General features: G+C 44.1%; 23 protein-coding genes. 11 read left to right on the forward strand and 12 right to left on the reverse strand.

Annotation, left to right across the window (positions count from 1 at the left end; genetic code table 11):
* The first annotated feature begins 288 nt into the window (after positions 1–288).
* Complete coding sequence (locus FTV42_RS04695; protein WP_005246937.1) at positions 289–837, forward strand: 1-acyl-sn-glycerol-3-phosphate acyltransferase; 549 nt, start codon at positions 289–291, stop codon at positions 835–837.
* A 69-nt stretch (positions 838–906) separates the two neighbouring features.
* Here FTV42_RS04695 and FTV42_RS04700 read toward each other — a convergent pair whose 3' ends face one another.
* The 3 genes from FTV42_RS04700 to FTV42_RS04710 form a co-directional block, all read right to left on the reverse strand.
* On the reverse strand, positions 907–1,233 hold the full coding sequence (locus tag FTV42_RS04700) for a hypothetical protein (protein ID WP_180037726.1): 327 nt from the start codon (positions 1,231–1,233) through the stop codon (positions 907–909).
* Between the two features lie 134 nt (positions 1,234–1,367).
* Positions 1,368–2,129, reverse strand: coding sequence for a 3-oxoacyl-ACP reductase (locus FTV42_RS04705; RefSeq protein WP_180037728.1), 762 nt, complete (start codon positions 2,127–2,129; stop codon positions 1,368–1,370).
* 98 nt (positions 2,130–2,227) lie between these two features.
* On the reverse strand, positions 2,228–2,962 hold the full coding sequence (locus FTV42_RS04710; RefSeq protein ID WP_180037730.1) for a sulfite exporter TauE/SafE family protein: 735 nt from the start codon (positions 2,960–2,962) through the stop codon (positions 2,228–2,230).
* A 246-nt stretch (positions 2,963–3,208) separates the two neighbouring features.
* On the opposite strand from FTV42_RS04710, the gene FTV42_RS04715 reads away from it, so the two are divergent.
* Entirely contained in the window at positions 3,209–3,421 is a 213-nt protein-coding gene (locus FTV42_RS04715; RefSeq protein ID WP_004646324.1) for a hypothetical protein, read from the forward strand.
* 88 nt (positions 3,422–3,509) lie between these two features.
* Here FTV42_RS04715 and rsmD read toward each other — a convergent pair whose 3' ends face one another.
* Entirely contained in the window at positions 3,510–4,067 is a 558-nt protein-coding gene (rsmD, locus tag FTV42_RS04720) for a 16S rRNA (guanine(966)-N(2))-methyltransferase RsmD (protein ID WP_180037732.1), read from the reverse strand.
* Between the two features lie 2 nt (positions 4,068–4,069).
* Positions 4,070–6,121 carry a penicillin-binding protein 2 gene (gene mrdA / locus FTV42_RS04725; protein WP_004279485.1) on the reverse strand — a complete coding sequence of 684 codons (2,052 nt, stop codon included), beginning with the start codon at positions 6,119–6,121 and terminating at the stop codon, positions 4,070–4,072.
* Between the two features lie 238 nt (positions 6,122–6,359).
* Between mrdA and FTV42_RS04730 the strand changes: the two genes are divergently transcribed.
* The 4 genes from FTV42_RS04730 to FTV42_RS04745 all read left to right on the forward strand — a co-directional run bounded on the left by FTV42_RS04730 (position 6,360) and on the right by FTV42_RS04745 (position 9,296).
* The gene (locus FTV42_RS04730; RefSeq protein WP_004279486.1) at positions 6,360–6,878 is read left to right on the forward strand and encodes a hypothetical protein; all 519 of its coding nucleotides are present in this window, start codon (positions 6,360–6,362) and stop codon (positions 6,876–6,878) included.
* Positions 6,879–6,943: 65 nt separating this feature from the next.
* Positions 6,944–8,260 carry a membrane protein gene (locus FTV42_RS04735; protein WP_004279487.1) on the forward strand — a complete coding sequence of 439 codons (1,317 nt, stop codon included), beginning with the start codon at positions 6,944–6,946 and terminating at the stop codon, positions 8,258–8,260.
* Between the two features lie 75 nt (positions 8,261–8,335).
* Complete coding sequence (adk, locus tag FTV42_RS04740) at positions 8,336–8,995, forward strand: adenylate kinase (protein ID WP_004279488.1); 660 nt, start codon at positions 8,336–8,338, stop codon at positions 8,993–8,995.
* A gap of 88 nt (positions 8,996–9,083) precedes the next feature.
* Positions 9,084–9,296, forward strand: a complete 213-nt coding sequence (locus tag FTV42_RS04745; protein WP_004279489.1) for a hypothetical protein — start codon at positions 9,084–9,086, stop codon at positions 9,294–9,296.
* A gap of 116 nt (positions 9,297–9,412) precedes the next feature.
* Here the strand turns inward: FTV42_RS04745 and nth are convergent, their stop codons facing one another.
* The gene (gene nth, locus FTV42_RS04750; protein ID WP_005246932.1) at positions 9,413–10,126 is read right to left on the reverse strand and encodes an endonuclease III; all 714 of its coding nucleotides are present in this window, start codon (positions 10,124–10,126) and stop codon (positions 9,413–9,415) included.
* Between the two features lie 3 nt (positions 10,127–10,129).
* Positions 10,130–10,921: an RnfABCDGE type electron transport complex subunit B gene (locus tag FTV42_RS04755; RefSeq protein WP_180037734.1), complete on the reverse strand. Its 792-nt coding sequence runs from the start codon at positions 10,919–10,921 to the stop codon at positions 10,130–10,132.
* Between the two features lie 349 nt (positions 10,922–11,270).
* On the opposite strand from FTV42_RS04755, the gene gdhA reads away from it, so the two are divergent.
* Complete coding sequence (gene gdhA, locus FTV42_RS04760; protein ID WP_004646331.1) at positions 11,271–12,614, forward strand: NADP-specific glutamate dehydrogenase; 1,344 nt, start codon at positions 11,271–11,273, stop codon at positions 12,612–12,614.
* A 70-nt stretch (positions 12,615–12,684) separates the two neighbouring features.
* On the opposite strand, the gene FTV42_RS04765 is transcribed toward gdhA, so the two are convergent.
* From FTV42_RS04765 to rlmH, 3 genes are all read right to left on the reverse strand, one after another.
* Entirely contained in the window at positions 12,685–13,458 is a 774-nt protein-coding gene (locus FTV42_RS04765; protein ID WP_218946917.1) for an META and DUF4377 domain-containing protein, read from the reverse strand.
* A 127-nt stretch (positions 13,459–13,585) separates the two neighbouring features.
* A complete protein-coding gene (locus tag FTV42_RS04770) occupies positions 13,586–14,362 on the reverse strand; it encodes a class III extradiol ring-cleavage dioxygenase (RefSeq protein ID WP_180037738.1) in 777 nt (258 codons plus the stop codon).
* 111 nt (positions 14,363–14,473) lie between these two features.
* Positions 14,474–14,956 (reverse strand): 23S rRNA (pseudouridine(1915)-N(3))-methyltransferase RlmH, encoded by a 483-nt coding sequence (gene rlmH / locus FTV42_RS04775; RefSeq protein WP_004646335.1) that lies wholly within the window; start codon positions 14,954–14,956, stop codon positions 14,474–14,476.
* A gap of 167 nt (positions 14,957–15,123) precedes the next feature.
* On the opposite strand from rlmH, the gene FTV42_RS04780 reads away from it, so the two are divergent.
* Complete coding sequence (locus tag FTV42_RS04780) at positions 15,124–16,056, forward strand: M28 family peptidase (RefSeq protein WP_180037741.1); 933 nt, start codon at positions 15,124–15,126, stop codon at positions 16,054–16,056.
* A gap of 72 nt (positions 16,057–16,128) precedes the next feature.
* Here FTV42_RS04780 and lon read toward each other — a convergent pair whose 3' ends face one another.
* The gene (gene lon, locus FTV42_RS04785; protein ID WP_005246925.1) at positions 16,129–18,555 is read right to left on the reverse strand and encodes an endopeptidase La; all 2,427 of its coding nucleotides are present in this window, start codon (positions 18,553–18,555) and stop codon (positions 16,129–16,131) included.
* 147 nt (positions 18,556–18,702) lie between these two features.
* On the reverse strand, positions 18,703–19,284 hold the full coding sequence (locus tag FTV42_RS04790) for a 5-formyltetrahydrofolate cyclo-ligase (RefSeq protein WP_180037743.1): 582 nt from the start codon (positions 19,282–19,284) through the stop codon (positions 18,703–18,705).
* Between the two features lie 442 nt (positions 19,285–19,726).
* Between FTV42_RS04790 and FTV42_RS04795 the strand changes: the two genes are divergently transcribed.
* The 3 genes from FTV42_RS04795 to FTV42_RS04805 all read left to right on the forward strand — a co-directional run bounded on the left by FTV42_RS04795 (position 19,727) and on the right by FTV42_RS04805 (position 21,624).
* Complete coding sequence (locus tag FTV42_RS04795; RefSeq protein WP_171260763.1) at positions 19,727–20,209, forward strand: VOC family protein; 483 nt, start codon at positions 19,727–19,729, stop codon at positions 20,207–20,209.
* Positions 20,210–20,410: 201 nt separating this feature from the next.
* The gene (locus FTV42_RS04800; protein ID WP_071850614.1) at positions 20,411–21,001 is read left to right on the forward strand and encodes a hypothetical protein; all 591 of its coding nucleotides are present in this window, start codon (positions 20,411–20,413) and stop codon (positions 20,999–21,001) included.
* Between the two features lie 359 nt (positions 21,002–21,360).
* Complete coding sequence (locus FTV42_RS04805) at positions 21,361–21,624, forward strand: hypothetical protein (RefSeq protein ID WP_071850615.1); 264 nt, start codon at positions 21,361–21,363, stop codon at positions 21,622–21,624.
* Positions 21,625–21,658 lie beyond the last annotated feature (34 nt).

A 21,658-nucleotide genomic window follows, 5' to 3' on the forward strand; every position in this document is an offset into this window, starting at 1 on the left:
GAATGGATAAATTACGCAGAATAACTTTCAACTTTTGCCAGTGTTGATCTGTCAGCATGGTACGAGGCATAGCGAATAGTAAAATTGGGTTTGGCGATTTGATTTTACTACTTCGCTATTTTTTTAAGCTAAAAGTGTCAACACACCCTATACAAATATAGATTAATTGTTTATTTATTGCTCATAGAACACTATCTATATTTGTCTAGGTTGCTAAAATTCGCGCAATTTTGAATAGAATTGGTGCGTGACGTGTTTGAGAAGTTAGCAGAACAAAGCCTGAACCTGATGGGTTGGGAAATTGATAACCATTGGCCCCTAGATTTAGACCAATGTGTCATGATTGCTGCTCCTCATACCAGTAATTGGGATGCATTGTATGCGCGACTGGCCTTAAAAGCATTGGGCGTAAATGTTCGCTTAACCATTAAAGATAGTTACATGAAATTGCCATTTGGGCCTTTTGTGCGTGCTATGGGCGGTATCGGGATTGATCGCCGTCCTAAACAGCCGGGTGAGCCTCGTCCGAGCATGGTTCAGCTGATGACAGACTTATTCAAGACTCATCCTAAACTGGTCATGCTGGTCACGCCAGAAGCAACGCGTGCAAAGCAGGAACAGTGGAAGACAGGTTTTTATCATGTAGCGATTAATGCAGGTGTGCCGATTGCATTGGCCTATATGGACTATGCCAAGAAGAAAACTGGCGTAGGTAAAATCGTTTATCCGACAGGGGATTATGAAAAAGATATGGCGGAAATCATGGCATTTTATGCAGAGATTCAGCCAAAATTCCCTGAATGCTTTAGTGTAGATCAGCGTTATTATCAGAATTAAAACTGAATTGAAAAAGCAGGAAAATTCTCCTGCTTTTTTATTGCCTAATAATCATGAAGATTGACAGACTTAAGATGCATGTTCAGAAGCGGGCAAAATTCCACCCAGATTTTGGCAGGCATCTTTATACAGATCATATTGCTGTTCTACTACTTCATGCAATGGCAGGTCAAATAACTCTTCACCCTGATGATACTGTTTGATATAAGATTCGACTTTGGATTTGCTGCTATACAACATCTGCTGATAATAGTCGGTCATACTGCTATGTGGCATTTGGGCGGTATCTACCTTGGCACAATGGAAATTTTGCAGTAATTGTTCGGACTTCTTCAAATAGCTGGACATACAACCTGCTAGTAGCAAGGTACTGAGCAATGTCGTGATAAATTTCATGGAAAGTAGACTAAAGGTTTTATGGGAGCGCACTATTGTAGAAGTAAAACCCGGTCACAAAACCTTTTTAATCTACCAAATGGTTAAAAAATAGAACAACAGAATTTGAAAATTCAAGTCCATTCTCTAATCATTTAACCTTTGACCAAGCCATCATCTACAATCAGGTTTTGTCCTGTGACGGCACGTGAATAAGGTGACAAAAACATCAGGATTGCAGCAGCAAATTCTTCTGGTGTAATTACGCGGCGTAAAGGCGTCGATTGAGCAATCAGGTCAAAGACAATGTCAGGTGTGGCCTTACTGGCATCCGTAGTTTGTAACAGGCCACCAGAGAGCATATTCACATTGATGCCATATTGTCCCAAGTCCTGCGCCGTGGTGCGGGTAAAGGCCAATAATGCAGCTTTGGCGGTGGTATAGTCATGATAAGGAACCACCGGATTTTGCACCAGGTTTGTACCAATATTCACGATCCGGCCAAACCCTGCCTGTTTCATATCATCCAGTGCGGCTTGTGTAGTATTTAAGGCAGCCTGTACTGCACCGCTAAATTGCCGTTGCAACATATCCCAAGTCAGCGTTTCTACTTTAGGGCGTGCATCACCATTAAATTCAAATTGAATCAGTGCGTTATTGATTACAGCATGAATCGCTTCCCCGAAATGGGTTTTAGCTGCAGCAAATAAAGCGCGGACCTGATCAGTTTGAGTGACATCTGCCTGATAAATAAATACTTGTTCAGGATACTGCTGGGCCAGCTGTTCAGCTTGCTGCTGACTGCTATGATAATTGACGACCACGCGCGCGCCCTCAGCCAGTAAAGCCTGAGTAATGGCTAAACCCAAACCACGTGCACCACCAGTAACAAGAACAATCTGATCACGAATCTGCATAATGATGATCTATATTTACAAAGATTGGCCTTAACATAGCAGTTATTTAACCGGATTCAAGCTTTAGCGGGGAAGACAGACTCGGCTTGATCTTGTGTTTAAATGAATTGGGACGCTAATAGAAAACAGCCTGCACTAAAGAGTAAACTTAAGATCATGCGTTTGAACAGTAATTCCGAAATTTTATAAAATAGTTTTGCGCCTAAAATTGCCGGAATACTCACAAAAACAATCAGCAATGCCAGATAGGGTAAATGGCTTTGATTGATCAGGCCTTGCCATAGATACGTACCCAGCGTGAAGACTTGAATTGCAAAATTAAAGTGCCGTAAAATATAGCGCTGCTGGGCTTTGGGTAATTGTTTTAACATCACCCAGGCCGAAGGAATCGCACCGCAAAAACCGCCCAGTCCTCCTAAAATTCCGCCAATAAAACCGATGCAGCTATCAGTCAATTTTCCTGAATGCTGAATTGTTTTGAATTGCGGATTGAATAGCATCACCGGACACCACAGTACCAGAAAAAATCCCAAGATCATCTTAAAGGTATCTGCTTGAATGATCTGCAACAGATAAGTACCCAGCGGCACGCCAATCAGACCAGCAATCAGATAAGGCAGCACCAACTGCCTGGATAAAACTAGCTGCTTTTTTTCCTGACTGAGTGAAATCACATGACTCCAGATCGAGGCAAATACCAGCAAGGGCGCGGCCAGTTGCGGAGGCAGCACCCAGACCCAGAAAGACATGGCGATCAGGGCAAAGGCAAAGCCGGTCAGCCCCTGGACAAAACCTGCGACCATTGCACCAAGAATAAATAACAGCCAAGTCATAAAGATCAGGTCATAAGCAAAGGCAGCAGTATTCTCAAGATTTAAACAAAAGCCAAGCTTCCATTTAGCTGGATTTATGCAAATGAAAGTTCAAATTCTCATAAAAGCATGAATGCTAATTAAGAAAAAAGAGGTTTACGGCCATGCATAAAACATGCATAAATCTCTACAAGAGTGCAACAATGGCTCCGTTCACTCTCCATGAACTCGCCTGATACTGACAGAGTGCAGTAAGAGGTGATGGACATGATGAAAAAAGTGATATTACTTTCTGTATTGGCCGTGTCATTAACCGGTTGTGTGGTTGATCCTTGGGATGATGATTATCGTGGCAACAGAGATCGTAATGGACATTATGATCGAGACCACAGAAATCATGACTGGAAAAATAAGGACCATAAAGATCATCGGGATTGGAAACGTGACCGAGATAACCGCGACTGGCGCCGTGATCGTTAATCACAGTCTTTAAATTTGACTGACTACAATGACAAAAAAGGATTCCACTGAGGAATCCTTTTTTAATGGCTCTTCAAAACAATTTAAATCAAGAAATACTTTTTTGATAAAGCCCCGCACGAACTGTACCGGCTTTGGTATTTTTAATTAAACGCCATAAGGACGGTAATTTAAGTAATTGTAAATCACGATCTGCTTCTACATAAATATAGGCATTGTCCTTGATCAGAGGATCTGCCTTTAGCGCTAGTTCTTCCCATAAATCCAGGCTATATGGCGGATCTAGAAAAACCAGATCAAACTGTGCCTGAAGGGTAGACAAAGCTTGCTGCGCCGTAGCCACTTTTAATTGTGCACGTGCTTTGGTGACTTTTAAAAGTTCCAGATTTTGGGTCAGAAATTGTGCCTGAGTACGATCCGGCTCAATCATCACCACTGATGCAGCACCACGCGATAATGCCTCAAACGCCAATGCCCCAGAACCGGCACAAATATCCAACACCTGGGCATTTTGTACATCCCACATCAGCCAATTAAACAGTGTTTCCCGAACACGGTCAGGCGTCGGGCGCAAACCCTCAATGCTGGCAAAAGGCAGTTGGCGGCGTTTCCAGTCACCACCAATAATTCGAAGCTGGTTTTTCATCTTTAATCTCGCTCTACCGGTGTCGGAGCAGGTGTTGCTGCGGGAGATGCAGCCGTATTTGCAGAAGTCGGAGCAGCATTGTCGGGCTGGTCACTGGCTGGAACGGCACTAGATGCTGCATCCTGACTCAACATGCCTGCACCACTTGGCAATTCAGCTGGCTTGATTCCGGCCGTCATCAGACCACCACTTAATTGGTGGCCTTGTGGGCGTACCGGATTTTTATCTTTATGCAGTAACCAGTAATCAAAAATTGGACGGGCCAGAGCCGTTGCGGCACTACCACCGCGACCATTTTCCAGAATAACTGCAATCGCGATTTCAGGATTTTCAGCAGGTGCAAAACCGACAAACAGGCCATGATCCAGCTGACGGTCAGTCAATAAGGATTCATTATAGCGCTTGCCCTGAGCAATACTTTTTACCTGTGCCGTACCGGTTTTTCCGGCAATAGAATATTGTAAGCCGCTTTTGATGCCTCGGCCTGTACCGGATTGAATTACGTCCACCATCGCATCACGCATTTTGATCCAGTCTTCTTCCTGACCATTAAAATCGATCTTGCCATGCGTGCCATTATGCACCTTGAACGGTTTGGCACCGCGACTTTCGCGCAGAACATGGGGAATGACTTTATTGCCATGGTTGGCGGTAATGGCTGTGGCCATAGCCAGCTGCAATGGCGTTGAAGTAAAAGCACCCTGACCAATACTGACAGAAATGGTTTCACCACGTGACCATTTGGCCTTGCGGGTACGCATTTTCCATTCCGGGTTTGGATACAGTCCTGAGCTTTCACTTGGTAAGTCCACGCCGGTTTTTTCCCCAAAGCCAAACTGACGCATCCAGGTATTCATTTTTTCAATACCCATGCGGTAGGACATGACATAGAAATAAGTATCACAGGAGACGACTTGGGCCTTATGCATATTCACTGCGCCATGCCCGGATTTTTTATGGTCACGGAAACGGTGACTGTCTCCCGGCAGGCTGAAATAACCCGGATCAGAAATAGTGGTATCCCAGTCCACCAAACCATGATGCAGACCACCGAGTGCAAACATTGGTTTAATAGTAGAGCCAGGCGGATAAACCCCTTGCACGGCACGGTTATATAAAGGTTGATCAAGGTTATCACGCAGGAACGAATAATCTTTGGTGCTGATCCCGGTCACAAACAGGTTAGGGTTAAAACTTGGACTGGAGACCAGCGCCAGAATTTCCCCGGTTTTGGGATTCATCGCCACAATCGCGCCACGACGCCCGGCCAGTTGCTCCGAAGCGACTACCTGCAAGCCGTAATCCAGTGACAGGAACAGATCATTACCACGTACCGGATCTTTACGGCCCAAATGACGCAGCACATTACCAAAGGCATCTGCTTCTACCGACTCATTTCCTGGCACACCATGCAAAAGCTCTTCATAGGATTTTTCTACCCCGATTTTCCCGATCAGGTTGGTTCCGGCATAAAGATCCTTATCAATGGCTTTAAGTTCTTTGTCATTAATACGACCGACATAACCAATCACATGTGCGAACAGGTCACCATGCGGATAGTAGCGGGTCATCTGGGTTTCAATATTCACGCCCGGAAATTGATATTTCACTTCACTGAAACGGGCAATATCATTTTCATTCAGGTTGAGCTTGATTGAAACCCGTTCGGTTTTACGTGCTGTTTTAATCCGGGTTTGAAAGCGTTCAAGATCTTCTTCGGTCAATTCCAGAATCGGTTTCAGGCGTTCGAGCGTTTGATCGATATCCTGTACGTCAGCACGACTTAAAGTGGCAGTAAATACTGGATAGTTATCGGCCAGCAACACGCCGTTACGGTCATAAATATAACCACGCGCTGGCGGCAAAGGTTGTAGACGAATCCGGTTCTCATCAGAAGCTGTAGTAAAGCTTTCAAAGTTAAACAGTTGCAAATAGGCATAGCGGCTGACCAGCAGCAGCATAAAGAAAATGACAATCCCCATGGAAATCAAGACTCGACTGCGATAGATGCGCTTTTCTTGTTGTGCGTTTTTTAAAGGAAAGTGCTGCTTCATACGCGATCGACTTAAGACCTGAGAGTGGTAGAAAAGAATCAAAGTGGAGTATTCTAACGCAACTGCACTTGATTTGATAATGAAAAACTGCCCTTACAATCAGTTCCTTTAAGCTTTGACTTTGCAGACATTAAAATTGTAAAGTGCTGTATATAAGAGTTGTGATAATTCTGCTAGAGTAAAATCTAATAAAAATAGGACTATACCAAAAACTATAATTAAGGAAGATGGTGAAGGAATGAACAAGGTTTACCCTTTGTTAGCGTTTGCATTGTGGGCGAACGGGGCTTATGCACATGATCAGATTAATAATACTGCAACCAAAATAGAGCCTGCTCAGGCAAAAGCCTTTAATGTGGGTGTTGGTTTTACCCAGAAATTACTGCATTTAAATACCGAATGGGTGAACCCTTATGGGATTGCTTATGTGAAAGGTGGTGTTTTTCTGGATGATGATCGTACGATTGGCGGTCAGGCAGGCTTTCGTTATCCTGCACATCTCACCGGCAAAGACAAAAATGGTTATTATGTCGGGGTTTATGCCGGTCATATCGACAGCAAACAGGTTGATGGCGAGTATGAAGGCCGTTTAGGTGCTGGCGTTGATTTGGCCTATGTTTTGCTTAGTTCAGAACGGATCAGCAGTTTTAGTATCGGGATCGGTGCCGGAGAGAAACTCGAAGACCGAAATGGTCGTGCTGTGGCTGAAACAGAACCCCGGCTACAATTTTCCTATACTTTAAGTATCGGTTTATAGACAAAATATTCGACCTTATTAATATGTGTATTCTGTGAACAAAAAATTAAATATGGAAGTTATGCATGCTTGAGTACGTCAACGAGTTGTGGCAAACCTTTGTAAACCGCCCGGATTTTTGGGCTGTGCTCAGCATTATTCCAGTGACTGCATTTGTAACCTGGGCTCACGTCTGGATGGCGCTGAAAATGGTCTTTTATCCGATCAATTTTTGGGGTTTCCATCTCGGGCCATTACCTGTGGGCTGGCAAGGGATTGTGCCACGCAAAGCTGGACGTATTTCAGGCATTATTACCGATAACACACTGTCAAAATTAGGCTCTATCCGCGAATTTTTACAGGCGATGGATCCGGATGATATGGCACGCATCATTGGCGAGCAGGTCGGTTTCGAACTGGAACATCTGATTGATGAAGTCATGATGGATCGCAATGCGGTGCTCTGGGAAAACCTGCCTTTTGCCATCAAACGCAGAATTTATGCACAAGCACAAAAACAAATGCCGGCAATTTTGCGTGAATTAGTGACTGAGCTGACCATGAACGTCGAGTCACTTGTAGATATGCGTGAAATGGTAGTGAGCCAGATGGAAGGCGACCGTCGCTTGATGGTGCGTATGTTCCTGAAGGTGGGTCAAAAAGAGATCAATTTTATCTGGCATATCAGTGCCCTCATCGGGATGTTCTTTGGGATTTTCCAGATGATTGTCTGGTTTGTAGTGCCGTGGCACTGGACTGTACCGTTCTGGGCTGCGATCTGGGGCTTTTTGACCAACTGGATCGCGATCTGGATGGTATTCAACCCACTCTATCCACACCCAGTAAAGTACCCGCAATTCTTTGCCCGTACCACAAATCGCAAGTTTCCGTGGATTAAGCCGGTGATTCCTCGTATCGGCACCTATAACATACAAGGCGCATTTATGAAACGTCAGGATGAAGTCTCTGACGTCTTCGCAAGTGTAGTCACAGAAGACCTGATTACGTTAAAATCGATCATGACCGAGATGATGTATGGCGGCAGAAAAGACAAAACCCGCCGCATTATCAAACGTCATATTAATGAAATTATGGAAACACCCCTGGTTCGGACCTCTTTACAGCTGTCTTTAGGACCAAAAGAGTATGCAAAACTCAAGACGGACTTGATCGATCGCTCGATTGAAATTACGATGGTACCTGTATGCGACCCAGCATTTAATGCGAGCCGTGCACAGAAAATCTATCAAATGTTTAGAGACCGCATACGTGAGTTGACTCCGAAGGAGTTTCAGAATCTTTTACGTCCTGCATTTCAGGAAGATGAATGGATTCTGATTTTATTGGGTGGGGTAACCGGTTTTGTCGCGGGTTTAATCCATTTGTTTGTGGCTTTCTTATAATGAGATGTCGGGGGACACAATCGGGTGATTGTGGTCGTGGCGTCATACATATTGTTTAAATGAGGATGTTTATATATGCGCATTATCTTACTCGGACCACCTGGAGCAGGTAAAGGTACACAAGCTCAGTTGATCTGTAAGCGCTACAATATCCCACAAATTTCAACCGGTGATATGCTCCGTGCTGCAATTCGTGAAGGAACTGAATTAGGTCTACAAGCTAAAAGTGTCATGGACAATGGCGGTTTGGTTTCTGATGAGTTGATCATTGGTCTGGTGAAAGAGCGCATTGCGCAACCTGACTGTGTAAACGGCTGCATTTTTGATGGTTTCCCGCGTACCATTCCTCAAGCAGAAGCCTTGGAAAAAGAAGGCATTGCAATTGATCACGTGATTGAAATTGATGTACCAGATGAAGAAATCGTACAACGTCTTTCTGGCCGTCGTCAGCATCCTGCATCTGGCCGTGTCTATCACATCGTTTACAACCCGCCAAAAGTGGAAGGTAAAGATGACGAAACGGGTGAAGATCTGGTTCAACGTCCTGATGACCAGGAAGCAACCATTCGTAAGCGTCTAGGTTCTTACCATACTGAAACCGAGCAACTGGTTGGTTTCTACCAAGGCCGTGCAGCGTCTGGTGAAAATGCACCAACTTATGACAAGCTAAATGGTTTACGTCCAATCGATGAAGTTCAAACTGATCTTTTCGCGATTCTGGATCAGGCAAAATAATCGGCTGACGATGATTTTGACAATCGGAGAGCCCTAAGTCATATTAGGGCTCTTTTTTATTGCGTATTTGAACAGGGTACTTGTTGCTATGAAATTTGGCGTATTGGTGTTGATGGTAGTCTTTCTGGCAGTATTGGTAGGTCTGTTCTATTTCAGTTTTAAAATGCTCAACAAAGTACGTCAGGAAGAACGTGCTGAAAATGCAGCAAAGCGACCTGAGCGCCAGCTCCATCCAAAATTACAAGCCGAACTTGAACAGCGCAAGCAGCAGGAAAAGGCTGAACAAGATCAGGATAAATAATCCATAATAGTTCAGCTCAGCTAAGAATTTGGTTTGAACGAAAAGCACTCTTCTCATAGTCGATAAAAAGGTGACACATTGGTCACCTATTTTTATCCCAGCTTGATCACGCCGTTCTATTCAGCAAGCTCAATATTTTTCACTGCAATTTGGCGGGCTGCACCAAATTCAAACCGATCCGGCCAGTTACACACATCGGATACTACACATTCATGACATTTCGGTTTGCGCGCAATACACGTATAACGACCGTGTAAAATCAGCCAGTGATGTGAATCAATGATAAATTCCTTGGGAATGACTTTGACCAGACGGTGTTCAACTTCCAACACATTTTTGCCAACCGCTAGTCCGGTACGATTACCTACCCGGAAAATATGGGTATCAACCGCCATGGTCGGCTGACCAAAGGCCGTATTCAGTACCACATTCGCCGTTTTACGACCTACACCCGGCAGGGCTTCAAGATCCGCACGATTATCCGGTACGATGCTGTTGTGCTTCTGAATCAGCATCTCGCAGGCTTTAATCACGTTGACCGCTTTCGAGTTATATAAACCAATGGTCTTGATATATTCCTTCAAGCCGTCCACACCTAGCGCATAAATGGCTTCCGGTGTATTGGCGACTGGAAAGAGTTTGTCTGTGGCTTTGTTGACGCTGACATCGGTAGCTTGAGCAGAGAGCGTGACCGCGACCAGTAATTCAAAGGGATTGGAATAATTCAGCTCAGTTTTTGGGTTAGGCCGCTGTTCACGCAGGCGTTCAAAAAAGGTCTGAATCTGCTTTTTGGTCATGTTTTTAACGGGCTTGGCCTTTGCTGTGGTCATGTTCTATCCCTGTAAAGCCTGTAATTGCTGTGTCAGTTCTTCCAGTTGGGTACGTTTTCGAGCATCTTCACGAACCGAAAGCTGTTTTTCCAGTTTTTTAATTTGGGTACGTAGTTTTGCCAGTTCAATCGTGGTCTTGGAATCGAGGGCTACAGGCGCATTCGCTGGCTTGTTCACCACTTCAATCACGGGAAGTTGCTCATTTAACGCAGAGAAACGGGCAAACAGGGCCGTATCAATTTCTGCACGGACCACAGGCCCCTTACGATCGCTACGCCGTTTTTCTTCACGCTGGATGTGCGCATAGTAACGCTGACGTAAATCATCCTGTTCCGCAATGCGCTGTACTTCAGTCGGCAAAGGTTGTTGATCTTCAACCAAATCGATGCAGTCTACCGGACAGGGCGGGATACATAGTTCACAGCCGGTACAGAGGTCGGTCAGAATGGTATGCATCAGTTTACCAGAACCAATAATCGCATCGACTGGGCAGGCGCTAATACATTTGGTACAGCCAATACATTCATCTTCACGAATTACGGCTTTGATGCGCTGAGGTCGACCATCGGCTTGAACTGGCCAGACACTTTCTTCAGCTTGAAGTTTAGGACGATTTAATAATGCAGCCAAAGCATCGGCAACAGGCTGTCCGCCCGGCACACATTTATTGGCATTTTCCCCCTCAGCAATCGACTGGGCATAAGGTAAACATCCATCACGGTGACCGCAGAGTCCACATTGGGTTTGAGGGAGTAAAGCGTCAATCGATTGGACCAGAGAAATGGGCGAATTCATGTATAACCAGCGTTACTCATGGCAAGCATGAGAGAGTAAGTGAAACAAAATATGTCGATTCATCAATTTTAACATATTTTTAAACTCCTAAGTCGTGCGCAATTAAGGGTCAACTTGTGCCTTATTATTAGGCATAAATCTGAATGTAAGCCTTGATTCGATTGGCATTTCCTGACATAGAAAAAATTTTCATAATCAATATAAATATTTGTTATCAAATTAATTTTAAAGTATTTTCAAAAAAAGTATTGTAGATTAGTTACAAAAGATATTTAATATTTTGCGCCAAAATTTAACATTGATTGTAAATTTGACCAATTTTGATCCATTTTCTGCTGAGGATTAAGCGTTGAAATACAACACACTTAATGAGTTCCTAGATTACGTAAAATCACGTGATGCACATCAACCAGAATTTCTTCAAGCTGTAGAAGAAGTGATGACCAGTTTGTGGCCGTTCATTGAAAAGAACCCACAATACGCAGCACATGGTTTACTAGAACGTCTAGTTGAGCCAGAACGTGCGATCCAGTTCCGAGTTTCTTGGGTAGATGACCAAGGTCAGACTCAAGTAAACCGTGCGTTCCGCGTACAGTACAACTCAGCGATCGGTCCATTTAAAGGTGGTATGCGTTTCCACCCTTCAGTGAATCTTTCAATCCTAAAATTCTTAGGCTTTGAGCAAACATTTAAAAATGCTTTAACCACACTTCCTATGGGTGGCGGTAAAGGCGGTTCTGATTTTGACCCTAAAGGCAAATCAGAAGGCGAAATCATGCGTTTCTGTCAGGCTTTAATGATCGAGCTGTATCGTCACCTTGGTGCGAACACAGATATCCCTGCAGGTGATATTGGTGTAGGCGGTCGTGAAGTGGGCTACATGGCCGGCATGATGAAAAAATTAAGTAACGATACGGCATGTGTATTCACTGGTAAAGGTTTAACTTTCGGTGGTTCATTGGCACGTCCGGAAGCAACGGGTTACGGTACTGTGTATTTCGCTGAGGAAATGCTTAAGTCTCGTGGCGAAAGCTTCAAAGATAAAGTCGTTGCGATTTCAGGTTCTGGTAACGTTGCGCAATATGCTGCTGAAAAAGCAATGTACCTCGGTGCGAAAGTGGTTTCACTTTCTGACTCTGCCGGTACAGTTCACGTTAAAGACGGTTTCACTGAGGCGCTTCTTGCTGAAGTCATGGAACTTAAAAATGTAAAACGTGGCCGTATTTCAGAATTCGCGTCTAAACATGGTTTCGAATATCTTGAAGGACAACGTCCTTGGGGTATCAAGTGTGATATCGCATTGCCATGTGCGACTCAAAACGAACTTGATGCAGACGACGCTGCTCAGCTTCTTGCAAACGGTGTAATCTGTGTGGCTGAAGGTGCGAACATGCCTTCTACGCTTGAAGCGGTTGAGAAATTCGTTGAAGCGAAAATTCTTTATGCGCCAGGTAAAGCATCAAATGCAGGTGGTGTGGCAACTTCTGGTCTGGAAATGTCTCAAAACGCATTGCGTTTAGGCTGGACTTTCGAAGAAGTTGATGAGCGTTTACACGCAATCATGAAAGAAATTCACCGTAACTGTGTGAAATTCGGTACTAAAGAAGACGGTACTGTGAACTATGTTGACGGTGCGAACATTGCTGGCTTCGTAAAAGTTGCTGATGCAATGCTTGCTCAAGGCGTATTCTAAGTCTGACTTAGTCTAAGCTGAAAAAACCGGGGCTGTTGCCCCGGTTTTTTTATATCTGGTATTTTTAGCCTTAAAGAGCACCCTTAACTATTTCACGCTCAACCGCCATATCAAAAATATAGGCATATTTCGATTGATCAGCTGCCGGATGCTTAATTTCAAAACGTTTGACCCGAATAATCTGCCGCTCATTCTGTGAATGCTGAAAACCTTCGATCTGGTCATAGAATAAAGTCCAGTCCTTATCCACCTGAGTTTTCAGGCCATTCTGATCATATTTCACTTCTTTGACTTGCAAGCAACTTTGTTGGACCACGCCGGTACAGGGTTTAGTGTCAGGAGCAATTTCCAGAAAAATTGTTTCAGCCTGACCTTGGTATTTGGTTTCCGGAGTCATTTTCCCGATAAATTCATAGGTTTGACCATTTGCGGCCATCAACGTCAGGGTCGGCTTGTCAGGATCTGTGGTATTGAGCGTAAAAGGAATGTCACGCTTCTGTAAAAGTTGGCTGACAAAACGTTCCTGCTCCATCAATGCTGCATCACAGGCCATTTCAGTGCCTATAACTTCGCTGGTGGTGATGATATTGTTTTTGACTGACCAGGTCGTCCCGAGTCCATTACAGCCCGTCACGGCGCTCAGCCGGCCTTGAGCATCAAAACTGAGTACGATTGGTCGTTCTAGTCCACGATTCAGTTCCCAATGATAGGCTGGAAGAATCTGATCTGCATTTTTTTGTTGGATGATGGCCACCGCACGATCTCCAGCTCGTTGAATATCGCTGGACTGACAGGCTGCAAAAGTTAAAGGCAATAATGCCAGCACAATAAATTTTAATTTCATGGACTTATAATGAAGTATATAAAGTTCAAACAATAATAATGGATGTATTGCAAAAAAATATGGATACATTTCGCAGCTTTAAGTTGAAAAATGTATCCATCATTAAGATTTTAGCGCTAAAGCAAGATTAATCGAAGCGATAAATATCCATGCCGAGTGAACCCATGGTGAAACTGCTATGTACCAGACTAAAACGCTGACCTGTGCCCATCGCAAAGAAAATTGGAGCAAAATGTTCTAGTGTTGGATGATTCCGCGCCATATGCGGAATATTGGACCAGTCCAGTACGGCGTCATAATCACTATGTGTCAGTTTATGCACCACAAAATTACGAAAGCCAGAAGCCCATTCGGGTACATCAGCAGCCGTTCCATCCCAAGACAGTTCCCGTAAGTTATGGGTAATACTGCCCGAACCAATCAGCAGGATTTGTTGTTCACGTAAAGGTGCCAGGCTTTGACCAATCTGATAAATCTCATCCGCACTCATCGACATGGGTAAGGAAATTTCTACCACGGGAATGTTGGCATCTGGATACATATGTAGCAGCGGCATCCATACCCCATGATCACGCGGACGAGTACTGTTGGCATGTGCAGAAAAGCCGGCATTGGCCAGCAAGCCTAAGACTTTCTCGGCCAATTCAGGATTTCCCGGTGCAGGGTAGCGTAATTGATAAAGTTCAGGCGGGAAACCACGAAAATCATGCCAGGTTTCTGGGCGAATTGCGCTACTGACTTCCAACGCATCACTTTCCCAATGCGCAGACATCACAATAATCGCTTCTGGGCGTGGCAGATTTTCGCTCAAACGATGCAAGGCAGGACCCACTTGCTCAGGATTCAGCGCCAGCATAGGAGAGCCATGAGAAATAAATAAGCCGGGCAACGTTTGTAAGTTCATAAGTCAAACCACATCTGGAAAGATGCCTCAATAATGCATGAAAAATAGAAATAAGAGCAGGAGATATTATTCAACAAAACGTTGCATATAAAGAACGCTTCAGCAAAATCATTAGCCTGCCCGATGATAAGGATGGTTGTTATTGATGCTCATGGCACGATAAAGCTGCTCGATCAGCATGACACGTACCAGTGGATGCGGCAGGGTTAACTTGGAAAGTGACCAGTGCCATGCAGCAGCTTTACGCACGGCTTCTGAGTGACCATCCGGCCCGCCAATCGCAAGTGCTACATCATTGCCTTCCAGCATCCAGCCTTTCATGGTTTCAGCCAGTTTTTCGGTACTGAATTCACGTCCGCCCACTTCAAGCGCAATCAGGGTTTCATTCTGCTTGAGCGCATTTAAAATACTGTCGCCCTCAATATTACGGTATTTCAGAATATCCGCTTCAGAATCATTTTTCCCGCGCTTGGCCATCGGCAGTTCAATAATCTGGGTCTGTACAAAAGGCTGAATACGTTTGAAATAATCTTCAAAACCAGTCAGCACCCACGCTGGCATTTTTTGACCAATGGTCAGGATACGGATTTTCATACAGACAGATCAATAATTGGATACCTCATTATAACGATCAAACAACATGAAGTTGAGCAGGGAAACAAATTGAAATTGAAATGAGAGATTTAGTGTTGCTTTAATGTCCGTAGTTCAAGTATCCGCTTGATAAAGGAATGGAATAATAATAAATGCGGAACAGTGTCATGATAAAAGGATGTTGTACTGTGCTGCTGTTACTGATAGGCCTCATGGGGCCTAGTCTCTGTGCAGCCAATTCGAGCAAAAATGCTCAGGTCTCTCATCTGGAATTATTTTTTAGCCAGATCATGAGTGTCGATGAATACCGAAATTATAAAAATCTGAAAGAGCTGAACCGGGTGTCTGCCTGGATTAAAGGGCAGATGCAGCGCTTTGGCATCCCATGCCAGTTTCAGGTTTATGTAGTCAATAACCTGAGTTACCGAAATGTCATCTGTAGCTTGGATACTAAAGCCAAAACCAAAATGGTGATGGGAGCGCATTATGATGTCTTTAGTACCCGAAACGGTGCTGATAATAATGCCTCAGGAGTAGCGGGTTTACTTGAAACCGCAAGATTACTGGCCCTGCAAAAAGCCAAGCTCAAACATGATGTCGAATTTGCTTTCTATACCCTTGAAGAGCCGCCTTTTTTCAAGACAGAACATATGGGTAGTTATATGCATGCCAAATCTTTAAAAAAGCAGAAGCAGAAAATTAAGGGCGTGGTGATTCTGGATTCGATTGGCTATTTTGATGAACATCAGGTGCAGAGCTATCCCGTCGGATTAAAATGGATTTATCCACGACATGGTAATTTCATTGCAACGATCGGGCATTTAGCATCGACTGGCCTGACTGGAGATTATTGTGCTGCTATGCAGCGTTTTAACCGTCTGGAGTGTCAGCGTTTTGTCAGCCCAAGTTTTGCTCAGGATATGAATTTTTCTGGTTATCTGAATTATGCCAAATTCAACTATTCGACCATGCTGATTACCGATACTGCGAGTTATCGTAATCCTTATTACAATACCGAATTGGATACTTTAGACAAGCTTGATCTGAACAAGATGACTCATGTGGTGGATGGGCTGGTTGATATGGCACTACAGCCATAACTCAATTGCTTTATTTAATAACTCAATAAAAAACCCTGCCGAAGCAGGGTTTTTTATACGAAGCATCAGGTCTTAATGACGCGCTGCTTTCGCTTCTTCTTTGGTTTTCACAATCGGTGCTTTAACCAGAGCTTTTGGCAAAGAAGTCAATGCCAGCGGTAAAATCTCATCAATCGATTTTACTGCTTTAATCTCTAGACCTTCTTTGACATTTTCTGGAATTTCCGCCAGGTCACGTACGTTTTCCTGTGGAATGAACACCAACTTGATGCCACCACGATGGGCTGCAAGCAGTTTTTCTTTCAAACCACCGATACGCAATGCACGGCCGCCCAGACTGGTTTCACCTGTCATCGCGATATCCGGACGAATCGGGATACCTGTGAAAGCAGATACTAATGCTGTAGTCAAAGCCAAACCTGCTGATGGACCATCTTTCGGTGTTGCGCCTTCAGGTAAATGCACATGCACGTCGGTTTCTTCAAAGCGCGAGGCTTCGATGCCGAGTTCATCCGCACGGGTACGCACTACAGTCATCGCAGCGGTAATCGATTCTTTCATGACATCGCCAAGAGAACCGGTGGTAATGAACTTGCCTTTACCTGGGACTGCTGCAACTTCAATAGTTAGTAATTCACCACCGACAGAAGTCCAAGCCAGACCATTTACACGGCCGATTTGTGCTTCTTCTTCCGCCATTCCATAGTCAAATTTATGTGGACCCAAGTAATCTGGAAGATTTCCTGCTGTCACTTCAACCTGAAGATTTTTAGCTTTCTTGCTAACCGCTTCTTTTACCACTTTACGTGCAATTTTTGACACTTCACGTTCAAGGTTACGTACACCGGCTTCACGCGTATAACGACGCACGATGTCACGAATTGCTTCTTCATGCACGGTCAACTCTTTGGCACGTAGACCATTGTTCTTGATGGCTTTAGGAACAAGGTAGCGGTCCGCAATATTGACTTTCTCTTCTTCGGTATAACCCGGAAGACGAATCACTTCCATACGGTCTAGCAGGGCCTCAGGAATGTTCATGCTGTTTGCGGTACAGATAAACATTACTTCAGACAGGTCCAGATCAAGATCCAGATAGTGATCGCTGAACTTGTTGTTCTGTGATGGATCAAGTACCTCAAGCATCGCAGAAGCCGGATCGCCACGGTAGTCTTGCGCCATCTTGTCGATTTCATCGAGCAAGAATAACGGGTTTTTTACGCCCACTTTAGTCAATGACTGCACAATTTTACCTGGCATCGCACCGATATAGGTACGACGGTGACCGCGAATTTCGGCTTCGTCACGTACGCCGCCCAGCGCCATACGCACGAACTCACGACCAGTCGCCTTGGCAATCGATTCACCGAGTGAAGTTTTACCCACACCTGGAGGACCAACCAGACACAGAATCGGACCACGCAATTTTTTCACGCGTGACTGAACTGCCAGATATTCCACAATGCGATCTTTGACATCGTCCAGACCATAGTGGTCTGCATCCAGAATTTCCTGTGCTTTGTTCAGGTTAATGCTGACTTTGCTGGCTTTATTCCACGGTGTATCCAGAATCACTTCCAGATAGTTGCGTACCACAGCAGCTTCGCTCGAAGCAGGCTGCATCGCTTTTAATTTACGGAATTCAGCTTCTGCTTTTTTACGTACATGCTCAGGCAAATCTGCTTCAGCAAGACGTTTTTCAATTTCAGCGACATCATCTTCCGCGCCGCCGTTCATATCAGAAAGCTCGCGCTGAATGACTTTCATTTTTTCATTCAGGAAGTATTCGCGCTGGTTCTTTTCCATCTGACGTTTAACAGAATCATGCAGGGTTTGCTCGATCTGTTGTTCTTCAGACTGTTGCAATAGATAAGTCATCAGCTCAGTCAAATGTGCTTCGAATTCGTCATGTTCCAGGAATTTCTGTTTGACATCAATATTTAATGGAACACGGGTTGCGACGAAGAACAATAACTGTAATAGATCTTCAATTTTGTTGGCTGCGGTGATCAGTTCACGCGCATTACGAAGTTTCGCTTCTGCATATTGAGCGAAAAGCGCACGTAATTCCTGCAAGCGCACAGCTTGGGTGTCTGCATCGACGCTCACCGTCATTGGGCTGAGTTCATGCTCTGCTGTCAGATACTCAGTTTCGTCAATGATGGTTTTCAGCTTGGCACGGTGCAGGCCTTCGATCAGGACTTTAATACAGTTTTCATCATTTTCGTGATTCACAACTTGCACAATCTTCGCGACAGTACCGTATTGATATAAATTGTCGTGATCAATTTCTTCTGTAAGCGAATCTTTTTGCGCAACTACAAATACTAGATTGTCACTGTTACGAGCCACATCAACTGCATTGATCGATTTTTCACGACCGACAAACAGCGCAATTTGCATATGCGGATAAACCACCACATCACGCAGCGCCAAAAGGGGTAGTACACTTGGAACCTGAGGCTCTAAGGTTTCTTGATTCATAATAATTTCAGACATGAGCACTCCTAATGAGTGACAACGGTGTTGCCATGCTTTTAATAGTGATGGGTAATTTTAAAAATACAAGGGCAGTTAAGATTAAATTGTATGAAAAATGACTAATTATGTGATTTTAAAGTAGTTAGCAAGGATAAAATTGCAAAATTAACGTTTGAACTTTATAAAAACTGTCGGGGTGATTAAAGCATCAAGGGGCTGATCCCATGTTTCACGTTTTAACGGCTGTGCCAGCAGTTGAAAGTCATGCGCCAGCCCCAGACGGAATGGACGCCCAGGTGCAGAAGCCAAGGTACGATCATAAAAACCGCCGCCCATACCAATCCGTGTGCCCGAAGTATCACAGGCCAATAGTGGCATGAGCAATAAATCCAGTTTGGAAACATGTACACCACGGGTGCTCATGGGCTCTCGCATACCCAGCCGATGATGGGCAAAGCGCTTGTTATGGTATTGGTGCTGGGTGATCCGAATCCAGACCAGCTGCTGATTCATGTCGCAAATCGCTGGTAGATACACCTGTTTGCCCAGTTTAAAACAGCGTTCAATAATCGATTGGGTCTGAATCTCCCCAAAAGCATGCAAATACAGGCCAATACGTTGGGCATGAATAAATTCTGGACTGCGGATCAGGCGGTTTAAGACTTTTTGTGCGGACTGCCTTTGCTCAAATTTAGAGAGATGACGACGCGTTTTACGAAGGTATCTTCTTAATTCCTGAATGGTCATAGGGCAAAAAGCATATGCAACAAAATTGTGCTCTAGTCTAAGTGGGAATTCTGGAAAAGTAAAAAATAATTATGAGCTGCAATTTTATATTATTCCATATCTGGTTATTTAAATTCGGCTAATTTTGCCAGCAGTCTCAAAGTTCAAAAACTGAAAAAGTATTTATATCACTAATTTTTTTAATATCTCGAAACGGTCAATTCATTTTCTTTGATTCACGATTTTCCAAGCAATCCATCGTTCAGTGACAAACTCTGGAAACGCATCAGTTTAAGCACTTTGAAACAGCTTTCGATCAATAAAAATACAATTCTAAAGTAGGTTTATTCTGTTTTTTGGTGAAAGATAGACAAGGGATCATATGACTATTCTCGACTGATATATGAAACACATTGTGCTTAGGCAGAGCGTGTAAGACCTAAATCAATGGAGATTGAACATGATGAATATTGCGAAGAACACCATCTGCCTTTGGTACGATGACGATGCCGAAGGTGCAGCACGATTTTATGCAGAAACCTTTCCAGACTCCTCAGTTGGCGCGATCAATCTTGCACCCGGAGATTATCCCTCCGGAAAAGAAGGCGATGTTATCACCGTTGAATTTACGGTGATGGGCGTTGCCTGCATTGGACTGAATGGTGGCCCTGACTTTCAACACAATGAAGCATTTTCATTTCAGGTGGCGACTGAAGACCAAGAAGAAACAGACCGTTACTGGAATGCCATTATTGGCAATGGTGGTCAGGAAAGTGAGTGTGGATGGTGTAAAGACAAGTGGGGCATTTCCTGGCAGATTACGCCAGTGGTCCTCATCAACGCCTGTAACAGTCTTGACCGCGCTGCGGCCAAGCGCGCATTTAATGCGATGATGACCATGAAAAAAATTGACATCTCCGTGATCGAAGCGGCATTTCATGGTTAAGCGCCAAAGATATTGTCTTTCATTCGAGTTGATATTGCTGTGTAGCGCAATTTCACTGCAATAGTTAAATCTTCTCCTTTCTTTTTATCAACTTAAATTATCCCTCAACTCTATAAGGATCCGTTACAAAAATTTCAGATCAATCCAACTTGATTTGAACCTAAATCCAATTTCTTCATGATGATTCAAGGAGAATGTGCCATGAATTTTCCTCAATTACTGTTTATGGCGGGATGGGTCGCCCTGTCTGCACCTGCCGCTTTAGCCGTTGAACCGCCCATGTCGGGCAAAGCTAGCTCAGGTGCAGCTTCCTCTGCCGCCGATAAGAAAGCCATTGCAAGTGCCATGACTGCCGCACCTAAAAAAGTAGCCGCTGCGGCCACGATTGTCGCTGTCGGTGCAGATGGCAAAATGCGTACCTTGCGCAAGGGCAATAATGGGTTTACCTGTATGCCTGATAATCCGACTACGCCAGGTCCAGACCCAATGTGTATGGATCAGGCCGCTCTAGAATGGGCAGAGGCCTGGATGGGACATAAACCGCCCACAGTCGGGAAAGTAGGCTTTATGTATATGCTGGCAGGTGGTACGGATGCCAGTAATGTCGATCCCTATGCCAAGAAGCCTACTGCGGGCAATCATTGGGTCAAAACGGGTCCCCATGTCATGATCGTCGGTGCTGAAGCTCGTTTCTATGATATGTATCCTAAGCATACGCAACCGGATACCGCTGTGCCCTATGTCATGTGGTCTGGGACGCCTTATCAGCACTTAATGATTCCTGTGAAGTAATGAATCACCGCAATGACAAATGCACACTGATTCAACCTTTCAATTCGGATATTTAATACACTCAATTTTTATGACTGTCCTAAGCTACAAATAAAATAGTTCACTTAGAAGCTCATCAACAGATGGGCTTTTATATGAGTATTGCAAAAGTTGAAATAATGCAGATCATGCAATATGAGTTCCAGAATAATTTTTGCACTGAATTGAAAACAGCCTGAACCAAAAACAATCATCTAACGAAATTCTCCCTAATTTATACATCTTAAATTTTATTAAAATATTGAAAATAATATAGAAAATTAAACTGGCATAAGTTCTGCATAACTGTATTCAAACTTGGATACAAGAATGGATACAGAATGCTTCATCAGAAAATGATCGGCTGGACAGTCCGAAAATGGCGCGATGCCGATCAGCCAAAACATCTTCAACTGAATCATCTTGCTCAACGCACTACCCATGTTGAGGTGGGTGAACTTGTCTGGATTCCGGTTGCGAATGCTGCACCTCTTCAAGCAAAAAACGATGCATTTAAAAAAGCTGTATTTGCGGACGGTATGTATCAAAGGCTACGACACAGAGCAGCGAACATAGTCGATAGCGGCTTTATATACAGCAGCTGAATCAGAAAACAACGAAATAGACCCATTCAGCAGA

Origin of the sequence: Acinetobacter sp. YH16052 (genome assembly GCF_013417155.1) — a bacterium.
Classification (GTDB): Bacteria; Pseudomonadota; Gammaproteobacteria; order Pseudomonadales; family Moraxellaceae; genus Acinetobacter.